Origin of the sequence: Shewanella sp. 10N.286.52.B9 (genome assembly GCF_002873635.1) — a bacterium.
Lineage (GTDB): Bacteria > Pseudomonadota > Gammaproteobacteria > Enterobacterales > Shewanellaceae > Shewanella.
The window spans coordinates 1-21,446 of record NZ_MCTY01000013.1 but is presented as its reverse complement, the minus strand read 5'-3'; the positions used below and the strand labels follow the sequence as shown (position 1 = coordinate 21,446).

At 42.5% G+C, this 21,446-nt stretch carries 20 protein-coding genes; 8 read left to right on the top strand and 12 right to left on the bottom strand.

The window, feature by feature from the left end:
* Positions 1–53 precede the first annotated feature (53 nt).
* From ubiB to rraA, 5 genes are all read right to left on the bottom strand, one after another.
* Complete coding sequence (ubiB, locus tag BCU91_RS01405) at positions 54–1,703, bottom strand: ubiquinone biosynthesis regulatory protein kinase UbiB (protein WP_102476026.1); 1,650 nt, start codon at positions 1,701–1,703, stop codon at positions 54–56.
* The gene (locus BCU91_RS01400) at positions 1,700–2,320 is read right to left on the bottom strand and encodes an SCP2 sterol-binding domain-containing protein (RefSeq protein WP_102476025.1); all 621 of its coding nucleotides are present in this window, start codon (positions 2,318–2,320) and stop codon (positions 1,700–1,702) included. The genes ubiB and BCU91_RS01400 overlap by 4 nt, the downstream gene beginning before the upstream one ends.
* Positions 2,320–3,075 carry a bifunctional demethylmenaquinone methyltransferase/2-methoxy-6-polyprenyl-1,4-benzoquinol methylase UbiE gene (gene ubiE / locus BCU91_RS01395; RefSeq protein ID WP_102436973.1) on the bottom strand — a complete coding sequence of 252 codons (756 nt, stop codon included), beginning with the start codon at positions 3,073–3,075 and terminating at the stop codon, positions 2,320–2,322. Before ubiE ends, BCU91_RS01400 begins: the two co-directional genes overlap by 1 nt.
* Before the next feature lie 279 nt (positions 3,076–3,354).
* Complete coding sequence (locus BCU91_RS01390) at positions 3,355–4,386, bottom strand: formimidoylglutamase (protein WP_102436972.1); 1,032 nt, start codon at positions 4,384–4,386, stop codon at positions 3,355–3,357.
* Positions 4,387–4,557: 171 nt separating this feature from the next.
* Positions 4,558–5,043, bottom strand: coding sequence for a ribonuclease E activity regulator RraA (gene rraA / locus BCU91_RS01385; protein ID WP_076539310.1), 486 nt, complete (start codon positions 5,041–5,043; stop codon positions 4,558–4,560).
* Positions 5,044–5,414: 371 nt separating this feature from the next.
* On the opposite strand from rraA, the gene BCU91_RS01380 reads away from it, so the two are divergent.
* Both BCU91_RS01380 and BCU91_RS01375 read left to right on the top strand, forming a co-directional pair.
* Positions 5,415–5,927, top strand: coding sequence for a phosphatase PAP2 family protein (locus BCU91_RS01380; protein WP_102436970.1), 513 nt, complete (start codon positions 5,415–5,417; stop codon positions 5,925–5,927).
* A 41-nt stretch (positions 5,928–5,968) separates the two neighbouring features.
* On the top strand, positions 5,969–7,012 hold the full coding sequence (locus BCU91_RS01375) for an MJ1255/VC2487 family glycosyltransferase (RefSeq protein ID WP_102530737.1): 1,044 nt from the start codon (positions 5,969–5,971) through the stop codon (positions 7,010–7,012).
* A 110-nt stretch (positions 7,013–7,122) separates the two neighbouring features.
* Here BCU91_RS01375 and rsd read toward each other — a convergent pair whose 3' ends face one another.
* Positions 7,123–7,599, bottom strand: coding sequence for a sigma D regulator (rsd, locus tag BCU91_RS01370; RefSeq protein WP_198590413.1), 477 nt, complete (start codon positions 7,597–7,599; stop codon positions 7,123–7,125).
* A gap of 468 nt (positions 7,600–8,067) precedes the next feature.
* On the opposite strand from rsd, the gene hemE reads away from it, so the two are divergent.
* Positions 8,068–9,132 carry a uroporphyrinogen decarboxylase gene (gene hemE, locus BCU91_RS01365; RefSeq protein ID WP_102436964.1) on the top strand — a complete coding sequence of 355 codons (1,065 nt, stop codon included), beginning with the start codon at positions 8,068–8,070 and terminating at the stop codon, positions 9,130–9,132.
* A 290-nt stretch (positions 9,133–9,422) separates the two neighbouring features.
* Positions 9,423–9,632 carry a hypothetical protein gene (locus BCU91_RS01360; RefSeq protein WP_102519941.1) on the top strand — a complete coding sequence of 70 codons (210 nt, stop codon included), beginning with the start codon at positions 9,423–9,425 and terminating at the stop codon, positions 9,630–9,632.
* 119 nt (positions 9,633–9,751) lie between these two features.
* On the opposite strand, the gene BCU91_RS01355 is transcribed toward BCU91_RS01360, so the two are convergent.
* The 4 genes from BCU91_RS01355 to BCU91_RS01340 all read right to left on the bottom strand — a co-directional run bounded on the left by BCU91_RS01355 (position 9,752) and on the right by BCU91_RS01340 (position 13,479).
* Positions 9,752–11,206 carry a HAMP domain-containing sensor histidine kinase gene (locus BCU91_RS01355; RefSeq protein WP_102519942.1) on the bottom strand — a complete coding sequence of 485 codons (1,455 nt, stop codon included), beginning with the start codon at positions 11,204–11,206 and terminating at the stop codon, positions 9,752–9,754.
* A gap of 49 nt (positions 11,207–11,255) precedes the next feature.
* A complete protein-coding gene (locus BCU91_RS01350; protein WP_102436956.1) occupies positions 11,256–11,984 on the bottom strand; it encodes a response regulator transcription factor in 729 nt (242 codons plus the stop codon).
* A 96-nt stretch (positions 11,985–12,080) separates the two neighbouring features.
* On the bottom strand, positions 12,081–12,818 hold the full coding sequence (locus BCU91_RS01345; RefSeq protein ID WP_198589304.1) for a spondin domain-containing protein: 738 nt from the start codon (positions 12,816–12,818) through the stop codon (positions 12,081–12,083).
* A gap of 10 nt (positions 12,819–12,828) precedes the next feature.
* Positions 12,829–13,479: a spondin domain-containing protein gene (locus tag BCU91_RS01340; RefSeq protein ID WP_241904015.1), complete on the bottom strand. Its 651-nt coding sequence runs from the start codon at positions 13,477–13,479 to the stop codon at positions 12,829–12,831.
* Positions 13,480–13,713: 234 nt separating this feature from the next.
* On the opposite strand from BCU91_RS01340, the gene BCU91_RS01335 reads away from it, so the two are divergent.
* Complete coding sequence (locus BCU91_RS01335; RefSeq protein ID WP_102436952.1) at positions 13,714–14,304, top strand: GNAT family N-acetyltransferase; 591 nt, start codon at positions 13,714–13,716, stop codon at positions 14,302–14,304.
* Positions 14,305–14,409: 105 nt separating this feature from the next.
* On the top strand, positions 14,410–15,801 hold the full coding sequence (locus tag BCU91_RS01330; RefSeq protein WP_102530734.1) for an FAD-binding oxidoreductase: 1,392 nt from the start codon (positions 14,410–14,412) through the stop codon (positions 15,799–15,801).
* Positions 15,802–15,865: 64 nt separating this feature from the next.
* Here BCU91_RS01330 and nhaC read toward each other — a convergent pair whose 3' ends face one another.
* Positions 15,866–17,347: a Na+/H+ antiporter NhaC gene (nhaC, locus tag BCU91_RS01325; protein WP_102530733.1), complete on the bottom strand. Its 1,482-nt coding sequence runs from the start codon at positions 17,345–17,347 to the stop codon at positions 15,866–15,868.
* Between the two features lie 461 nt (positions 17,348–17,808).
* On the opposite strand from nhaC, the gene BCU91_RS01320 reads away from it, so the two are divergent.
* On the top strand, positions 17,809–18,873 hold the full coding sequence (locus BCU91_RS01320; RefSeq protein WP_102436946.1) for an HlyD family secretion protein: 1,065 nt from the start codon (positions 17,809–17,811) through the stop codon (positions 18,871–18,873).
* Positions 18,863–19,870 (top strand): DUF2955 domain-containing protein, encoded by a 1,008-nt coding sequence (locus BCU91_RS01315; protein ID WP_102436944.1) that lies wholly within the window; start codon positions 18,863–18,865, stop codon positions 19,868–19,870. The genes BCU91_RS01320 and BCU91_RS01315 overlap by 11 nt, the downstream gene beginning before the upstream one ends.
* 122 nt (positions 19,871–19,992) lie before the next feature.
* On the opposite strand, the gene purD is transcribed toward BCU91_RS01315, so the two are convergent.
* Positions 19,993–21,294: a phosphoribosylamine--glycine ligase gene (gene purD, locus BCU91_RS01310; RefSeq protein ID WP_102530732.1), complete on the bottom strand. Its 1,302-nt coding sequence runs from the start codon at positions 21,292–21,294 to the stop codon at positions 19,993–19,995.
* Positions 21,295–21,446: the final 152 nt, after the last annotated feature.

Genomic DNA, 21,446 nt, shown 5'->3' with positions numbered 1-21,446 from the left:
AATTGTAACCTTTATACATAGAGTATTATGAACCTCTAATGTATAAGTGCTAGTTAAAATTTACGGTTTTTTGGTCTGGATCGCCATCCTGTGAACCAAAGCACTATACCTGATGTGATACAAATGTAAGCAGGCCATAGTGTAGCGTATTGGTTTAATAATATTGTGCCACAGATCAACATTACAGCAGCTGTTATTAATAAGTAATTACTTTTATGGGCTTTATGTTGAAATTTTAGGTACTTATCAAGCATTTGTTGTTGGGTGCCCAGTAGTTTTCGACCCATTTTTAAATTGTCATAGATAAGTTCTGGAAATTCTGGCAGCTTTTCAGCCCAATAAGGGCTCTTCATTTTAACTTTATCAAAAATGGCTTTCGGGCCGACTTGTTCAGACATCCACTGCTCTAAAAACGGTTTAGCTGTTGACCATAAGTCTAGCTGTGGGTACAGCTGACGACCTAAGCCTTCAATGTAAAGTAATGTTTTTTCGAGTAAAACAAGTTGTGGTTGCACGACGATATCGAATCGGCGGGCAGTGCGAAATAACTCCAGTAACACATGGCCAAATGAGATTTCGTCTAATGGCTTATTAAACATGGGTTCGCAAACCACTTTAACCGCTTGCTCAAATGCCAGTACGTCAGTGTTTTCTGATACCCAACCCGATTCAATATAAAGCTGGGCAATACGCTGATAATCACGATTAAAAAAGGCTAAGAAATTTTCTGCTAAATAGCGTTTGTCGACATCATTAAGGGTGCCCATAATGCCGCAATCCATGCCGATATAAAATGGATTGTCAGGGTGTTCACGGCTTATAAAAATATTGCCAGGGTGCATGTCAGCATGGAAAAAATTATCACGAAATACTTGGGTGAAAAACAGCTCAACACCGCGTTCAGCCAAAAGCTTTAAATTAGTCCCTTGGGCTTTTAAGGCTTCAATATCTGAAACAGGAATGCCGTAAACACGCTCCATTACCATTAGGCGAGGGTAGCAATAATCTTCATAAACATAAGGCACATACAAGCTATCAGAGTCTAAAAAATTGTTACGTAGCTTGATGGCATTGAGCGCCTCTAGTTTAAGGTTTAGCTCGCCTAAAATGGTGGTGCGATAATCATCAATGACTTCAGCAGGGCGCAGACGATTGCCTTCACCTAATAGCTTTTCAAGTAAATTGGCCGCTTGGCACATCAGTTGTAAATCAGCATTAACTTGCGCTTCAACGTTGGGACGTAAAACTTTTAACACCACCTCTGCGCCATTTTCTTTCAAGTTAGCAGTGTGAACTTGAGATATGGATGCTGACGCTAAGGGAATGTCTTCAAAGTTGTCAAATAATGAGTCTATCGGCGCTTTTAGTTCTGCTTCAATAGCTTGGCGGGCAAGGGTTGAATCAAAAGGTGGTACGCGGTCTTGCAACATCGCCAGCTCACTGGCCCACTCATCATTGAGTAAGTCACGGCGAGTTGACAGCATTTGTCCCAGCTTGATGTAAACCGGTCCTAAATCTTGCATCGCCAGCTTTAAACGTTCAGCAGAAGATTTGTCTTTGTGTTGGTTGCGGATCCAAAAGAAACAATTTCGCAGAAGTGAAAAGTACCAGGGAGTTTTATTTTTGGGTAAAACATCATCTAAGCCGTAATGGAGTACAGTTTTTATGACTTGGTAACCACGCCTGATACTTGCAATTGTCATGGGGTAATTTTTTCTCTTAATTTTGCTATCTTGGACTCAATGCTTGTTGTTCTATCAACAAGCTGTTCCAGATTATCACGAAAATGAATGAAGTCGATTTGATGAGGGGCGAGTCGATATTCTTCAGTGGTTAATTGACCCACATGAGAGAGCGACTTTTCAAACACTTGCTTCATTGAACTGGCTAAGTGTTTGGTATTAGTCAGCAACATATGAGTCGGGGCATCACCAATATACTTTGATAATGGCTCGGCAAAATCTAACTCAATGTGCTTTAAGTAATGACTAAAGCTTTGCAATAAGTTGATATCGCCATCGAGGATCAGCTTATCTTGCTTAATGAGCTCGGTAAGGTTAGCCCCTTCAGTCACCTTATAAAGCGTAGTGACATCAGCAGTAATACTGACGTCAACAGTGGCTTCATAAGCGCTCATGACTTGAATTTGCGGTGCAAAAATAAGGTATATTGGCCAACTAACTTGGGTTAACTGAATTTTGAATACTTTACCGTGCAACGGCTTTAGTCGCGCATATTCACCCTGATCTTGTGCTTGTAACTGCCCGAGAGCAGTTTCCATTGCAGCACAAGCAAGTAATGAACAGTGGTTCGGCAGCATTAGAATTTATAACCGCGATGTAAGGCGACAACACCATCAGTCATATTGGTGTAGTCAACTTGTTCAAGACCGGCATCAAGCATCATTTGCTTTAAGGTTTCTTGATCTGGATGCATGCGAATTGATTCAGCTAGGTATTCATAGCTGTCAGCATCTTGGGTAATTAGTGCGCCCATTTTAGGCAACACTTTAAAGCTATAAAGGTCATAAACTTTACGCATGACTTCGTGTTGAGGTTTTGAGAACTCAAGCACTAATAACTTTCCGCCAGGTTTTAGTACCCGGCGCATCGAGCGTAATGCTGCGTCTTTATCGGTCACATTACGTAAACCAAACGCAATGGTAATAATATCAAAATGATTGTCAGGAAACGGCAGTGCTTCAGCATTAGCTTGTACGTAACTGACATTGCTAACAATGCCTTTGTCGCGCAATTTAGTACGGCCAACTTTAAGCATTGAATCATTAATGTCAGCAAGAATAACCTGGCCGCGCTCACCCACAAGGTGTGAGAATTTAGCGGTTAAATCACCGGTGCCGCCAGCAAGGTCAAGTACTTTCATGCCCGGTCTTGCGCCTGCGGTCGCAATCGTGTGACGTTTCCAAAAACGGTGTACACCGAATGACATAACATCATTCATGATGTCGTATTTAGCAGCAACCGAATGAAATACGTCAGCAACTAAATCCGCTTTTTTCTCTGAATCAACGGTTTTGTAACCAAAATGGGTGTTCTTTGGGTCGCCCTCAGACATCTGTGTATTCCTATAATGTGCGGTAATTAACAGCGAGTGTATGTCATTGCTTGCTTTGCAGAAACTTCAATCAGCCAGAATGTGATCAAGTTTACTTGAAATAGCTAAGAATGCGTTAAGACAGCGTATTATTCTATCTCATCAAAATTGCCCTGCATTAGAGCATAAAATTCACAGTTATTGAATAGTGAAAGTATTAGGTAATAGCGTGCAATAAATTTAACAGCTTAAGTTTGTACGATCCTTAAGCGAGAGAAGTTCAAATATCCCTTGCTTAAGCTAGCTTACTTTTCTTGCCTGGATATAACTGTACATTAATTCACAGACACTTTGGCCTACATCACGCTTACCAGCCATATCACCCGCATCGTGACATTGAGGCGCGGCTTCAGCAATATGCAGATAAGCACAAGGGCAGTGTTTAGCGATGTGATGAATATAGTGGCAGGCATCTAACAAGGGCACACCGGCAAAAGTGGATGCGCTGCTGGGCATTTTGGCGATGGCATCTACATCAATTTCTAAGGCCACTGGCAGTTGAGTTTGATTAAGATTGCTGGCGATTTGTTGCAGCGCTTGGCTTAAGTCGATTTCTCGTCTGACCCAAATTTGCTGAAAGCTGTGCCAATGACCGCCAAATAAGCTTAATTGCTCTAAGGTGGCTTCAGTGTTTTTTAGCTCATGTAAACCTAGCACATGGTAATAAGCCAGTGCGCCATTGGCTGCAGCATAGCTAAATCCGTTGCCACTGTGGCGCCCTTCCCGTGGGCGAAAATCGCTATGGGGATCAAGGTTTACTGCCGCAGCCGCCTGATTAAAGTGAGCCTTAGTCGCCATTAGCATGCCATATGCATTGTTATGACCGCCGCCGATCACTATGGGCTCAAGCTCTGCTGCCATAATTTGGCTGATCACACTAATGACTTGGTTATCAAGTTCTTTAGTCGCTTGCCTTAACTCTTCTAGGGATGCCGCTTCTGGCAGTGGGGCCTGAGATATTTCCCCTAAAATAAGACACTGTTTACCATCAAGGTAGCGGTTGGACTGCAAATTAAGCCATTGTTGCATAGTGGCACTAAAGGCTGCAGATGAGCCGCCGCGGCCTAAGTTAGCCCTTGGACCTGCATCTTCGGTAATTCCGACAATAACAAATTGCACCCCATTGGTTTTAGCCTCACAAAGTGCCTGTTTAAGATCCGCTAAAGAGGGGGCTGATTCGGAGATAAGCTTGACGGTTTGGCCCAGTTTGCTTTCGCCATCTCTGCTGGAGAGGTATTGATTAACTTCACTGCGGGTCATTATCTGCAACATTAAGAACCTATTTCATTCAATTGGGGTTAGCTTTAAGGCTAATATGTCGAGCCACATATCTAGAGTCAAATACTTAGAGCTTATGACTTAAAAATAGGCCATAAAAAAGCCAGCATAGCTGGCTTTAGTCGATATTTAAACTGGTAATATGTAACCAGCAATATCAATCGATTATTCGATATCTAATGGCTCTGGCGATAAGATAACGCCAGTATTGTCAGCATAGATATGGTCGCATGGCAGGAATGTTACCCCACCAAAGTTAACTGGGATTTCAACTTCACCAACGCCATTAGTGTCAGCGCCAATCGGGATTGAAGCTAATGCTTGAATACCAATATCCATTTCTTCAAGGGTGTCAACGTCACGTACTGAGCCGTAAACAATAATGCCTTCCCACTTGTTAGCCACTGCGATTTCAGCAATCGAGGCATCAATTAATGCACGGCGCATTGAACCGCCACCATCTACTAACAAGACTTTACCTTCGCCTTCTGCTTGCAGCGCATCAGCAATTAAGCCGTTATCTTCAAAACATTTGATGGTACTAATCGAACCACCAAAAGAGCTACAACCGCCGTAATTACTGAACATTGGTTCTACTACATCAACGACATCTAAATACATATCACACAATTCTGAGGTGTTGTATTCCATAGTGACACTCCTTGGGGTTAGCGATTCACAGAGGTTTTCGCCAGTTATCAAAGCAATAATATATGAATTATATGAGCTTTTTATGAAAATAACAGCGATATTCATCACTTGATAAAGATAATCAGTTAGTTGTTCAGTCTTTGGTCTTAAGGCGGGATGACTTAAACGGCTGTTGTTTATCGCTGTGATAAGCCCTTTATTAGCCTTAGTTCTTGTTTTTATATGATTAACTGCATTGTTGCCCTGTCTGTGGTGACTCCTTTGAGTAAGTTATGATTGTCATAAAAGTTTCGATAGCTTGTCATCTAAGCGTCATTAGCCCTATTTACAGTTCTTATTAAGGTTGAACAATTGAACTATAAGGATTTTGTATGGCTATGACGATTAGCGCACTGGATAAGTTTGTGTTTTGCCACATTATTACTTTTTGTCGAACTCATGAGTTAACCCCTTTAGCGAAAAGAATCTCAGCAAGTGGGGATGGCCATTATTACGTGTATATGGCGGTAGGTTTATTGTTTTTACATCCTCAAGGCAGTCAGTTTTTTAATTTGATGTTAGTGAGTTTTATCATTGAACTGCCGTTATATTTTGTCTTTAAAAATGCCATTCGCCGCACTAGGCCTTGCGCCGCTTTTGCAGGGTTTGATAGCAGCTTTCAGGCATCAGACAAATTTAGTTTGCCATCGGGGCATACTGCAGCGGCCTTTATTATGGCGATGGCTATCACTTCGACTTTTCCTGCATTGTGGCCAATCGCAATGACCTGGGCTGTGGCGATTGGATTATCTCGAATAGCGCTTGGGGTGCATTATCCATTGGATATTGTTGCTGGTATTGGGTTGGGGGTCGGTGTGGTTATCTTAGCCGAGCCGTTGATTTAGCTTGTCATAGCGCTGAAATTGGTCATTAAACAAGGTAAATCATGAAAATATTATACGGTGTTCAAGGGACGGGAAATGGCCATATTAGCCGTGCCAGAGTCATGGCAAAGGCGTTAAGTAAAACTGATATCGAGGTTGATTTTTTATTTAGTGGTCGCGCCAAAGATGAGTACTTTGATATGCAATGTTTTGGCGACTATCAAGTTAGAACGGGCATGTCTTTTATTACCGAAGACGGGCGAGTCAGCATTGGCAAAACCATTAAAAGAAATATCACTTCACCCATTGTGTCTGAAGTGAGACAACTTGATTTGAGCGGCTATGATTTAGTGTTAAACGACTTTGAGCCAGTGAGTGCTTGGGCTGCTAAAAAACAGGGCGTGACCGCAATTGCGATCAGTCATCAAGCGTCCTTACAATACTCAGTACCTAAACAGGGAATGAGCTGGTTTGATGAAATACTGTTAAACAACTTTGCACCTGCAGATATCAAATTAGGCTGTCATTGGCATCATTTCGGTTTTGCTATTTTACCTCCCTTTGTAGAAGTTGAGCCAAGTTGTGGTGCTCACAGTCATCAAATTTTGGTGTATTTACCCTTTGAAAGTGCCGACGCGATAGCAGCTTTTTTAAGGCCTTTTCCTGACTATCAATTTTTTGTTTACCATGGCAATAAGCCAAAGCAGTCATTACCAGATCATATTAATTGGTTCAGCTTTGATCGCTGTGGGTTTAAACAACACATGTCGCAATGTGGTGGGGTAATAGGTAATGCAGGTTTTGAGCTTGCCAGCGAGGCGATGACATTAGGTAAGAAGCTACTGGTTAAACCGCTTCAGGGGCAATTTGAGCAATCATCAAACGTAGCAGCATTAGAGCTGTTGGCTGCAGGACAAAGTATGGATAGCTTAGATAGTAAAATGTTAGCCCGATGGTTAAAGGCGGCGTCGCCCAAGCCTATTGCATATCCGCAAGTTGGTGATGCCTTGGTGGGGTGGTTACTACAAGGTAATTGGCATCAACATCAAGCGCTTTGCCATGATTTATGGTCCCAAGTCGATCTACCTGATAACTGGCGCAAGTAAATGGCATCAGTAAATCGAGCCTTTCTTTGTCTGTGACTCAAGATCAATCAGTTAGCCGCTAGCTTTGCTAATTACTTTGGTAAGTAATAAGTAATAAGTAATAAGTCACATTAGCTGACTTTTGAATGATGCTGATGAAGTTGCTCGAGTAACTCATCTTCCAAAGCAAAGCGCGCTTCCATTGCTTGAGCTAAATTAGAGAGATCGCTATCTAATTCTAGCAACATAGAATCGCTATCTGCTTCAGTATATTTGTCATTGAAGTCTAATGCGGCATCAGTTGATTCACTGATTTGTGGTAATAACAGTTGTGCTCGGGCTTTACTTTGTTCACCTGATTTTTCACACTCATTAACCAATTGATCGTATACCTCAAAATGACCTTCAGAGACATAATCAACTAATTGAGCGCAAAACTGCTTAACGGTATCTAGTTCAGGTAAGCTTTTTGCTGGGACTGAGTAAGGGGCGAGGCCAGCAATTTTGAAGTATTGGATCAGTAATGCTCTGCGGTGCTGCAGCCATTGATCAACCAGCTTATTGGAGCCACCCCATTTTTGTTCGGCTTTTTCTAGTTTTGTCAGCATTATCATTCTCAATTTAGTAACCAATACATAACACTTAATGTATGAGAGAAAGTAGTGATTAATCAACTCTTTTCTGCAAAAGAAGCAATGGATTGACCAGAGGAATGGGCTGAGTTACGAGGGAAATATTCTTTGTTATTGTAATCTAAAGAAAAATGCCCAGCGATAGCATGCTACCGCTGGGCAAATAGATTTTTAAGGGCTCGATTTATCGTGCTTCTTGATTGTTCTTGCTAGCGCAGACTTTTTATATCAAAGGTGCAGCGAAGGTGCAACTTTTTTGTCGAGTTAGCTTCACACCTAGTCAAAAATCACCCTTTTTGTGAGCATATTAACGTTTATATTAGCAATTTTGATACTAGTAGGAGGGGCAGCTCACATAAATTTAGCAGAACTGGTTACATTAATACCTTAAGTCGCTAAACTACGGTTCAGCGGATATCAATATATGTTTAGGAATCAAGCCCAATGGCAGAATTAAAGAATGATCGTTATTTACGCGCTTTACTAAAACAGCCTGTTGACAGAACGCCTGTATGGATGATGCGTCAAGCTGGTCGTTACCTTCCAGAATACAAAGCAACCCGTGCTCAAGCCGGTGATTTCATGTCGCTTTGTAAAGACCAAGACTTGGCTTGTGAAGTGACTTTACAGCCATTACGTCGTTATGATTTAGATGCAGCTATTTTATTTTCAGACATTCTAACCATTCCAGATGCAATGGGCTTAGGCTTATACTTTGAAACTGGTGAGGGTCCACGTTTTGAACGTCGAGCTGATACCGTTGACTCGATTAAAAAGCTTTGCATTCCAGATCCAGAAGATGAACTTGGTTACGTGATGCGTGCAGTAAGCACGATTCGTCGCGAGCTAAAAGGTGAAGTACCGTTAATTGGTTTCTCTGGTTCTCCTTGGACGCTAGCCACTTATATGGTTGAAGGTGGTTCAAGCAAAACATTCGAAAAAATTAAGAAAATGGCTTACGAAGAGCCAGCAGCATTACACATGCTTTTAGACAAGTTAGCTGATTCAGTTATCTTGTACCTAAATGCACAAGTTGCTAACGGTGCTCAGTCGTTAATGATCTTTGATTCATGGGGCGGTGCGTTATCTCACCACGCTTACCGTGAGTTCTCATTACGTTACATGCAAAAAATCGTTGATGGCCTAACTCGCCATGCTGACGGTCGCCAAGTTCCTGTTACCTTGTTCACTAAAGGTGGCGGATTATGGTTAGAGTCTATGGCTGAAACTGGTTGTGATGCGCTCGGTTTAGATTGGACTGTTGATATCGGTGATGCACGTCGCCGTGTTGGTCATAAAGTGGCGCTGCAAGGCAACATGGACCCATCTGTACTTTATGCTTCACCAGAGCGTATTCATCAAGAAGTGGATCAAATCTTATCTTCTTACGGTGAAGGTACTGGCCATGTATTTAACTTGGGTCATGGTATCCATCAACATGTTAACCCAGAACATGCTGGTTCATTCATTAACTCAGTACATGAGCTATCAGCGAAATATCATAAGTAATTGATAATGATGCGCACAAAAAAAGACGAGCAATGCTCGTCTTTTTTTTAATTCGTTTTCGACCTCTGAGCTTTACCATATTTTATTCATCATAGTTTTAATGGTAATGAGTGCTCTCTATCACAAAGTGACAATTGAATATTCTAAATTGTGATCTTAACAAAACTCTTAGTGGGGTTTATTTGATACTTTATCGTCATTCTGAGAATTAAGTATTATTTAGCTAACTAGCTTTGTTTCATGATGAAACAGAGGCAAAAACTAGTAGCCTTTGCCAAAAAGAGTTAATTATGAAAATTCAAATTATTGTTGCTTTAATGTTCTTTGCTGTATTTGCTGCGCTACTACCAGGTACCCATTACATTTATGTGGCTAATGCCGATTATTATATGGGGCAATTTGTGACTGTTGCGGCAGTATTATTAATGTGGGGAAGTCTATTTGCTGGTTTTGTGAGTCTTTTCTTCCACAAAATTAAAAAACTTTATCAATCTATCTAAAGTTAATAGCTATTTCTGTAGCTGAATATAGGCGCTCCCTCTAAAGGGGCGTGTTCAGTTATGACCCTCAAAGTCACCTTAATTATAGGTGGCTTTGTTATTTTTAGTGTTTGTCTAATTTAGTGTGTGGCTAGTTCAATCATAAAACGGCTTCCTTTGCCGGGAGTGCTTTTAATATCAATACGGCACTTTAGGAGTCCAAGCAATTGGCGCACTATGGCTAAACCAACACCCAACTGTGGCAATGTTTGATTGGGCTCAAATGATAACTGCTGCATGGATAATTGTTTTAAGGCTTCGACTTCATGCTTATGCATGCCTGCGCCAGTATCTTTAACGGCTAACCAGCTTTGACCATTTAAGCTTTCGCTGTATACCTTGATGGTGCCACCTTTTGGGGTGTATCTCAGGGCATTATCTACAAGATTATTTAATATTCGACGCATTAATTGTGGGTCGGTATACACTTGCAGCTCATCGGCAATATTAAAGTCTAAGAGTATTCCAAGTTTTTGCGCTCTGGGTGCAAAAGTTTGTTTTAAATCCAGTAATACCTCTCGCAAATTAATTTGACTTATTTGGGCACTGATTTGACCATTTTCCAGTGCTGCTAATTCAAGTAATTGTGCCAGTAACTGCTGTAAGTTTTGCCCTGAATTAGCGGCGTACTCAATTAATTCTGGTTGGCGCTCTGCTGGCGGTAATAGTAGCCAGGTATCGATATATCCCAGCAAAGAGGTGAGTGGGGTTTTTAAGTCATGGGACAAATGCAGTAAGAAGTCATGTTTGGCTTGTTGTTGGCGTTTGACTTGTTGGTGTTGTTGGCTGATTTTATGCAGTAAATGATTAATATTGTCACTGAGGACTCTGATTTCTTCGCTGCCATTGTAACGGTTAGGCAAAGCCAGTGTGCCGCTTAATGGCGAATCTTTTAATTGGTTGAGATCGCTAGCTAATTTTTTAATTGGTTGGGTAAAAAAGCCCAGCAATAGCACAAATAACATCAGTGCAAAAATAATCCAAAAGCCAATGGTAGCGCCCCAAAGCTTGGGCTGATTTTCTGAGTTTATTAGTGCTTGCCAGCTATCATAATCTTCGCCGCCGATGATGACATATAAGTATCCACTGTGAAGCCCGTCAGTAGTGATGAGCGGGCTGACGGAAAAGATTTTTTCTGTTTTTTTTGAGCGGGGATCTGTGCCTAAAATCGGTAGGTCTCGACCTGCAATAAATTGCTTTATCTTGGCTAAATTTACTCGAGTGGTTTTGATTTTCTCTTCTTTGGCATCGTAAGCAATGACACGACCTTGTGGATCTAAGGTATAAATTTCAAAACTTGGGCCCAGCAGCATAAAGTCGTGAAATGCTTCTTTTAGCGCTGCATCTGAGGTAATCCCTTGTGACAATAACGGATTAATGTGCGCCATATGTTCAGCAAGTTGTAAGTGTAATGATTGCTGAATTTGATTACGGCTAAATTCATGGTTGAGTTGTAACCATTGCCACAGGGCTACAAAAAGTAGCAACACCATTAAAGTGGCAGATAAGAATAGTCGGTTAAATAAGCGGTTCATTAGAGACCCATATACACTTTAAAAATAACATGCTTAAAACGAATATCAGCTAAGTTGCTGATGGTGGAGAGAACTTATAGCCTACACCCCAAACGGTTTTGACTAATTCTGGATGCCCAGGGCTGTGGGCGAGTTTATTGCGTAAGCGATTAATGTGACTGTTAATCGTATGCTCATAACCGTCATAGTTGTAACCCCACACTGCCTCTAATAATTGCATTCGGCTAAATACTTGTAGTGGATGCTTGGCCATAAACAGCAACAGATCAAATTCTCTAGCGGTTAATTCCAGCGGGCAGTCATTGGTAATGACCTCACGGGTTGCTGCGTTAATGGTAACGCCATTAAACTGCAGTTGCTCAGAGCTGATTTGTTGAGTTTTACTACGCCTAAGCATGGCTTTTACTCGCGCTCGTAGCTCCAGCACACTAAAGGGTTTGACTAAGTAATCATCAGCACCGGCTTCAAGGCCCAATACAATATCGGCTTCTGAATCTTTGGCAGTTAGCATCATCACAGCAACCGAGTTGTCAGCTTCACGAAGTTGCTGGCACAACATAATGCCATCGCCATCTGGTAGCATACGGTCCATCAAAATCAAATCTATTACACTAGATTTAATGATGTTAAGCGCTTGGCTTAATGTGGTGGCATGAAACACCTCATAATTTAGTGCGGTTAGATTTAGCATGATGAGCCTTGCCAAATCTTGCTCATCTTCAACCAACAAAATATGTGGCTTGATTTGGTGCTGATGGTGCTTATTAGAATCATTCATCCAGAATTTCCCATTTCAGGTCCTTATCCAGCAGACCTGAGATGGGCGGATAAACTTTCAGCTTGTTTGGTTTTTAATCATAAAGGCTGATGCTTGCTATTGTGTGCGGCTGATTGATATGGCTATTGCCGGATTATCAAAACGGTGTGATGGCGTTAGGACTGAGTCCATTAAACCGTCATACATGGTGATCACGCCTGGATGAATATGAACAAAATCAACATCATCACGGGTTGCATTAAACCCCTCTCCGCCATCAGCAGGTCCGGGCATGGTACCTTTTTCTTCTGTATTAGCTTCAGTGCCAGCGTCGTAAACCATGCCTTTCATAGCGACCATAGTGTCGACTGCTAACATCGAAATGTCGTAACTGTTTAATCCAGTAAAGGCATCGTTGGTGTTTACCAGCATGGTTGCTACGGTAAGGTTGGCAACATCGGCTTCATCTAAAGTAATTGTGATGGTTTCTGACATGCCTGGCATCAATATACCAGCGCCACTGGCCGTAACCTCGATACCCTCAATAGCCGCTACATCACTTGAATCGCCGCCTTCAGCAATTTTCTCTAGGGCGACATTTGCGCTTTCGCCTGCTTGCCATAACATCACATCATTGCTATGAACGGCAATTGCAATCGGTGACATGGGTTGATTAGCCGTTAAGTTTGTCACTGTGACGCTATAGGTTTGCATTACCGTATCGGGCGTTGGGGTTGGAGTCGGCTCAGGAGACGGTGAGTTGTTATTGTCTGAACAGCCACTTAAGCCCAGCACAGCAATTAATGCTGCAGCACTCAGGCTATATTTATTGATATTTTTGATTGGATATTTCATCACATGCCCCTTATTTAACGGTAACAACAACTTTCGCAACAGGGTTTAACCAGCGATGAATTCGGCTGTCTAAATCACTGGCGCCGCCGGCTGGATCAGTATCACCAAGCACACCTGGGTGAGTGTGGACATAACCATTAGTAGCACCATCCATAACACCAGTACCATTCATACCTCCGTCACCACCTGGCGCTGCTGGAATACCTGCAACGCCGGACATTCCGCCGCCATTAACCACTTCATCATTGGCTTCAGTACCCGCATCATAGGCGTTTACATAAACTGTGTAAGTACCCGCCTCAGTCGGGATCTCCCAGCCATCTAACCCCATAAAGGCATCATTGGTTGGTAGTACCATAGCAACGATAGAAAGGTGCGTCATTTCCATTGAATCAAGCATGACATCACTGACATTAGCACCGGGGGCTAATAAACCCATGGCTGGGTTGGTAACAGTCACGCCACCTGCGCCCATAACTGCGGCATCTAAATCAGCAATATCACCGCCCTCGGCCATTTTTTGTAATGCTGGTGTAGCCATTTCGCCTACTTGGAATAGGTGACTGTCAGCATCGTGTGCTGCAATAAACAATGGCGTGAAGTGATTACCGTGGGTTAGGTTAACAACACTGATTTCAACTTCAGCAGCATTAGCTGACATACTGAACAGGCCAGCGGCGATGAGTCCACAAGTCAGTAAGCTTGCTTTTTGTGCGATAGGTTTTAATACAGATGATTTCATAACGGAGCTCCTTTTGTTTAATTGCAATCGATTCTGCCAAAGGGATCTCACTGTGTTATCGCCAAATTATCACAAAAGTTTAACATCGTTATTTTTGCTAAATAATTGTGCTATCTTGGCGATATATTAAGACAACCTGGAGTCAATATAATAATGATAAGAAGCTTAACTCCTGATGATTTTCAACAAGTTATTGAACTCGGAAACTTGGTTCATGGTGAAGGGTATTTAAATCTATCTTCGCTTGAAAAAATTTATCGAATGGGTATAAAAAATAATATCAATGCTCACTTCATCGCAGAAAGTGAACAATTATCACCAACTAAAAATACCCATAATTCGACGGCTAATATTGTCGGTTTTAGGCTGACTTATGCCGCTGGGAAGTGGCCAGTTGATCAATGGTGTACTCCTGAAAAGTGGCCTGTTACTGCTGAAAACATGTGTTATTTCAAATGTAATACAGTAGCAGAAGCATATCGCGGTCAGGGGATTGGTTCTAAATTACTGCAAGCGTCTATTGCGGCTGTTAAGCAACAGGGCGCCAAAGCGGGGGTGAGTCACTTATGGCAACAAAGCCCAAATAACTCGGCGGTAGGTTACTTTACTCATGCTGGTGGGCAATTAATTAAACAACATCCGAGCCGTTGGAACCAAAAAGTAGACGGTAGCGATTATCTTTGTGTGCTTTGCGGCGATGATTGCCACTGCACAGCTTGTGAAATGGTGATTGAATTTAGCTAACCATTTATAGAGAGACGTTATCAAAAGGCTTTACTAAAAGGCTTTATTGCAGATTTTAGTGCCCGCATTTGCACTCATATAACCAAAATAAAAAGAGCCGCTGCTATGTATGATCCTTTAATAACCCCGAATGCTGCTTCACAACCACTGGCCAATAGCTATTGGGCAAGTACCCAAGCTTTGCCGCCACGCTTACCTCACCTAAGTGGTCATCAGCAAACGGATGTCGCGATAATTGGCGGCGGTTATACAGGATTACTGACGGCATATTATCTCGCCAGTAAATACCATATAGATTGCCATGTATTAGAGGCAAACCAAGTGGGTTTTGGTGCCAGCGCCCGTAATGCAGGTTTTGTATTAAAGGGCTCGGGCAGATTGGGCTATGCCGCTATGGCAAAACGTTGGGATTTAGCCACCACTAAAGCCATTTATGGCGAGTTTAGCCAAGCTGTCGAGCGCGTTGAATCACTAATTCATAAATACAATATAGAGTGTGATCCGCAGGAGAAAGGCTACTTAAAGGTGGCGCATAACCCTAAGGCGTTGCAGCAGCTTAAAACAGCCGCTGACTTTATTCAGCAGCATTTAATACCTTCACCATTAGACAGTAAATCACCCTCGTCAGCAGGCTCTGCAAATATGGATCAGCATGCGCAATTTATTAATGCTGCAGACTTTCGCCGAGATTATTTAAATCATCACCAAGCCTATGGCGCACTGCGATTAAGTGATGGCTTTGGGGTAAACCCGCTAAAGTTATTGCTGGGCTATAAATCAATGGTTGAGCATCAAGATGTCACCCTATCTGAAAGCTCATGCGTGCTTGACTGGATCGAGGAAAATGGCAAGCACCGTCTGTTCACTGAGCATGGTGAGTTAAGTGCAAATAAAGTGATAGTGGCCGCCAATGGCTATACGCCCAAAGCGTTTAATCACCGCATTGATGAAAAGTTTTTGCCAATACTCAGTAATATTATCGTCACTGAGCCACTTAGTGCTGATGAGCTGCAAGCCGCTGGTCTATTTAGCCATCAAGTAACCATGGACACCCGCATTTTAAAATATTACTTCAGGTTACTGCCTGATAATCGATTACTGTTTGGCGGCCGTGGCGCTGTGTGGGGAAAAGACGCTGCAGATCCGATTTATGGTCAGCGACTCAAGCTGGCCATGAATAAATGCTTTCCTGCATTAGCGACTAAAAAAGTGGCCTATAACTGGACGGGCTGGATAGCGGCATCAATGGATGATATGCCCCATGTAGTTGAGAAAAACGGCGTGGGTTACAGCTTAGGTTATTGCGGCGCTGGGGTGTCTTTTAGTGCACAAGCGGCTTTTCGATTAGCCCAAAGTATTGCCGGTGAAACACCAACTGAAATAGCTAATTTACCACTTTATCAAAACCCATTACACCGTTTGCCCTTTGCTAAAGCAAGGCGAATAGGGCAATGGGGTTACTATCATTATGGCTGGTTGAAAGACCGTTTTGGATAACAGCTTATATAGTCATTTATATAGTCACTTATATAGCAGCAGGCTAAGTCCGTATTTTTGAAATTTATAAACCTTCTGTGAGTTGCAGTGATTCATCTAGCGGTTGTATTTTGATATTGAAATACGCATAGGATGCACTGATGAATGGGCAAACTAGGTTAAAGATCGCATAAGGCAAATAAGCAATGGTCGCTACGCCTAAGGTACTGGCCATGAAAGCGCCGCAGGTATTCCACGGGATAAGTGGGCTAGTTACTGTAGCTGAATCTTCTAGAGTACGGCTTAGATTAACTGGCGCTAGTTTGCGTTTTTGATATTCAATTTTTAGCATTCTACCGGGCAGTACAATGGCAATATATTGATCGGCAGTAATAATATTTGCGCCGATACAAACCCCCAAAGTGGTGATAATTAAGCTGCTAGTCCCCGTCACTAAACTTAAGATACTTTCCAGTAAGCGCGATAATGATCCTGTCACTTCCATCACGCCGCCAAATGTCATGGCGCAGAGGATTAACCAAACCGTGGTGACCATGCTGCTCATGCCGCCGCGGCTTAATAAGTTATCTAAAACCGTGTCACCTGTGGTGGCCACATAACCATCAAACATCGCAATCCAAATACCTTTAATGAGTGCTACTATCGGTAATAAGTTGTCCTCATTAACGTAGCTGAGCACATTATCAAATTGGAAAATCGCCGCACAAATAGCCCCAGCAATTGTCCCTAGAATTACGGTAGGAAAGGCTGGTATTTTTTTGTTAGCAAAAAATAACACCACTAATAAAGGAATAAGCAGATGCAGGCCAGGTTGATAAGTTGCTTCGAGGAGCAACAGGGTGCTATCAAGATCTGAATTGAAGCTAGCAACATCGGCTGATAGCCCTAAAACAGTGAAGACAATTAGCGCAATGATAATGCTGGGGACGGTAGTCCAAGTCATGTATTTGATGTGGCTGAAAATATCAGAGCCTGCAACCGCTGGCGCTAGGTTGGTTGTGTCTGATAATGGTGACATTTTATCGCCAAAATAGGCGCCGCTAATAATCGCGCCAGCGGTGATATTAATATCTAATCCCATAGCGGAAGCTATACCAATTAAGGCAATACCGAGCGTGCCCGCTACAGTCCAAGAGCTACCAATACTGATAGCCACCACAGCACATAAAATACAACTAGCGGCATAAAAGTATTGTGGATGCAGGATCTGCATACCGTAATAAATCATTGTCGGCACAGTACCCGCAAGTATCCAAGTACCGATAAGCGAGCCCACGGTAAATAGAATTAACAAGGCGCCAGTGGCAACACCAATACTTTTAATGATGCCGCGCTCCATTTCATTCCAGCTATAACCATTTTTATAACCGATAAGAATGGCAATACAGGCCGCTAGGATGAGGGCAATTTGATTTGCACCAGAAGAACTATCTGAAGAGAAAAGATACACCGCAGTGCCTAGCATTGCGATGAGGGCAAAGACGGGTGCAAGGGCATCGAGCAAACTGGGCTGTTTGTGTTTGTTTAGCTTTTGCTTATCAGACATTGAGTGATCTCTATTATTATTTTTTTGGGATGTGATGAGATTTTTTATATTTATGCTGGCTGTTGCGCTGTCAGTATTATTTGTTATTAACTTGTGACAGGGTGACATCCTGCCATAGGTCTAAGGGGTAAGTCGATGTTTTATGGCAATGACCAGCAGTGATAAAAAATGTGGCTCTTTGGAGCTGATGAGGCGATTGTGACTATTAAGTTAACTGAGTAAAATAGCTATTCGCTTAGGCTAATAAAAGTGAATAACTATGTAATATTTATAATGTAGTTATTATCGAAACCTTAGCCTTTGTTTGAATAAATAGTCTTTGTTTGAATAAACTTTTATCACTCTTACAAATACTTGTATGTATATTTTCACTTATATCCTAGACTGTATTATTGAGAGCTTAGAGTTCAGTTTCAGCACTATTTCATCACTATTTCATCATCAGTTAGAGAGTTAATATCATGTCCGCAGCGGAAAAATCATCTCGTAAGTTAAGTTTTTATATTATCGGCGTGATCCTGTTTGTGTGGTTGTATAGCCTATGGGCCGATAGAGTCACCCCTATGACAGGCGATGCGAGAGTCCATTCCTATTTGGTGAGAGTTGCCAGCCAAGTGGCTGGTAATATCGTTGATGTTAATGTCAAAAATAACCAAGTGGTAGAAGCGGGTGAGGTGCTGTTTAAAATCGACCCACGCAACTATCAAATTGCCTTACAGTCAGCCCAAGCTAACCTTGCTATCACAGGGCAAAGTATTGGCGCCAATACTGCAGCAGTTGAAGTTGCTCAAGCGAATGTGATTGATGCGTTAGCAGCCCGCAATAACGCCAAAGAGCAAGCGGTAAGGATCACCGAGTTAGCAGCGCAGGGGGTATTAAGCCAATCTGATTTAGACAATGCAATTGAGTCTCGAGATCGAACCCAAGCCAGTTATAACGCCGCAGAAGCCTCATTAGTACAAGCCAAACAAAATTTAGGCCCACAGGGTGAAAATAACCCGCAGTTATTGGCGGCCATGGCCAACCTTGAGCAAGCGCAGCTAGACTTACAGCGCACCGAAGTGATTGCGCCTTCACAAGGTGTCGTGACCAATTTACAACTTACTCTAGGGCAAAGAGCCACGGTTGGCACGCCGATGCTGACCTTTATTGATCCCCGCGGTATTTGGATTTCAGCACTGGTTAGAGAAAACTCTCTAGAGCATATTCGTGAGGGGCAACGAGTTGAAATTGTGCTCGATGCACTGCCAGGGAGGGTGTTGAATGGCAAAGTCGATAGCATAGGTTGGGGGACTGGTGGCAGTAATAATATTGACCAAGCAACAGGCTTTTTAACCGCAGATACCACTTCGTTAAATGCCCAGCGTTATCCGGTTAACATTGTTTTTGAAAACGATGATATACCGCAAAACATTCGTTATGGCTCCCAAGCTACCGTTGCCTTTTTTACAGAGCAAAGCAGCTTTGGCGAATGGTTAGCTAAAATTTGGATCCGAGTTGTGAGCGTGTGGACCTATGTTTCGTAATGCGGTGAATCCGATCATCAGGCTGGTATTTTTCCCGGTCTTTTTGCTGTTTTATTTGCAATACTCTGGGGCGGCTATGCCTATTTTAGCGCCGATGTTTGTGGTGATATTTTTAACCATCATGCCATCAAAGCCGCCTATGAGTATGTTACTTAAACTGCTTATCATATTATTCTTTCTTAGCTTTATATTGGTGTTTCTTGCTGGGGTGTTAAAAGACACTCCCACAGGTTATGCGCTATTTTGCTGGGGATTATTTTTTTGGTGCTTTTACCGCAGTCATCACGATCCTAAAGATATGCTTGCCACCTTAGCCTTAATGGTGGTGATTATCATGACAGTGATGAATTTCCAAATGGGTGCGCCAGTGGACGTGTTACCTTGGTTGATGTTTGAAGCCTTTTTAATTGCCATCGTTATCACCTACATCAGTTTTTTATTATTCCCAGGTGATGAGCAAGATATTTTAATGGATGAAACCGTTAAAGAAGGGGCGCAAACTAACATTGGGCTTATCATGTTTAAAGCCACCGCCATGTGTATTACGCTGGTGGTACTTATCAGTATTGGCAGTACGCAAACCATGCTGATTGCCATCACCATTGGCAGTTTGATTAAAATTCCTATCTCGAATGATCATCGTATTTATAGCCAGAATAAAATTGTCACCACCGCCACTGGGATCTTATTTACCTTACCTGTGATGCTACTGTTTGCCTTTGGGGTTTCAACTTGGATGTTAATTGGGGTGACGTTATTTTGCGGGCTGCAGTTAGCTTGCTTTGGCATTCGTCGACAATGTCGCTTTAGTATTTACCAGTTATTGTTTACTAATTTTATCGTATTAACGTATCAAATCATTAAGCACCAAGCGGCAGATTCACTGTCGTCTGAATTTACCCGTTTAATCTCGATTGTTATTGCCATACTGGTTGGGGTGTTGATTTTGAATTTAAGCAAACACTCGGCGGTGCCTTTAGTAAAGGAAGATAAATAGTTTAATAAGCTCCTAATACTTTAATGGAATTGAATTTTGAACGCTAAAACAAAAATCCCTGTGACTTTTGGCATTAGTTGCCATCACAGGGATTTTTTTAATTCAGCATTAGGCTAAAAAAATTAACCTTTATCTTGCTCACGTGCGATAGCGCGGTAGGCAATATCAGTGCGGAAGTAGACGTCATCCCAGTGGATAGCATCGACTAGCTTGTATGCGCTAGCTTGTGCTTCTGTCACAGTGTTACCTAGTGCTGTGGCACATAAAACGCGGCCGCCTGCAGTGACAACATGGCCGTCTTTCATGGCGGTGCCAGCGTGGAATACTTTGGCGTTGTTATCACCTAATGATAAACCGTCAATCACGTCAGCTTTACGGTAAGCATCTGGGTATCCGCCTGCTGCAAGTACAACACCGACTGCTGCGCGTGAATCAAATTCAGCAGTCACTTTATCTAACTCACCCCGGGTAGCGGCTAGACAAAGCTCAACTAAGTCTGATTGCAGACGCATCATGATTGGCTGCGTTTCTGGGTCGCCAAAGCGGCAGTTGTACTCAAGTACTTTTGCGCTGCCATCTGGAGAAATCATTAAGCCTGCGTATAAGAAGCCGGTGTAAACATTGCCTTCTGCTGCCATGCCGTCGACCGTTGGGCGGATAACATTAGCAATGGTCCAGTCGTGAACAACTTGGGTCACTACTGGTGCAGGTGAATATGCACCCATGCCGCCAGTGTTAGGGCCGTTATCGCCGTTATCACGGGCTTTATGGTCTTGGCTGGTGGCCATTGCTAAAATGTTTTTACCATCTACCATTACGATAAAGCTGGCTTCTTCACCTTTTAAAAATTCTTCGATAACAACCCGTGAACCTGCTTCACCAAACTTGTTACCTGCTAGCATGTCTTCGATTGCTGCGTCAGCTTCAGCTTGGTCTGCCGCGATAATCACGCCTTTACCCGCTGCTAAGCCGTCAGCTTTAATCACCACAGGGAAACCTGTTTTGTTGGTTAACTCAACTGAGTAAGTTTTTGCTGCTTCAATTTCAGTGAAGTTTGAGTAGTCAGCTGTTGGGATGTTATGACGTGCTAAAAAGTCTTTAGTGAAGGCTTTTGAAGATTCAAGCTGTGCAGCGCCTTGAGTTGGACCAAAGATAGGCAAACCTGCTTCGTTAAAGGCATCCACTACGCCAAGTGCTAATGGTACTTCTGGGCCAACAATGGTGAGTTCAATTTTATTATCTTGAGCAAATTTAACCAGCTCTGAAATTGCTTCAACCTTAATGTCGATGTTTTCTAGTTTTGGCTCTAAGGCTGTACCAGCATTACCTGGTGCAACAAAAACTGTTTCAACTTGAGCTGATTGTGCTGCTTTCCAAGCTAACGCATGTTCGCGTCCGCCGCCACCAATAACAAATACTTGCATCTTTTAATCCTCTTATAGCTGCGCCATGGTCTCAATTTCTGCTTCAAACATGCTCACTTATGCTTATAAGCTCCGCGTGTTTTCATTGAACTTGAAACAATGGCTTGCTCTAATATGCTTAAAAAGTCCATGGTCTCAATTTCTGCTTCAAA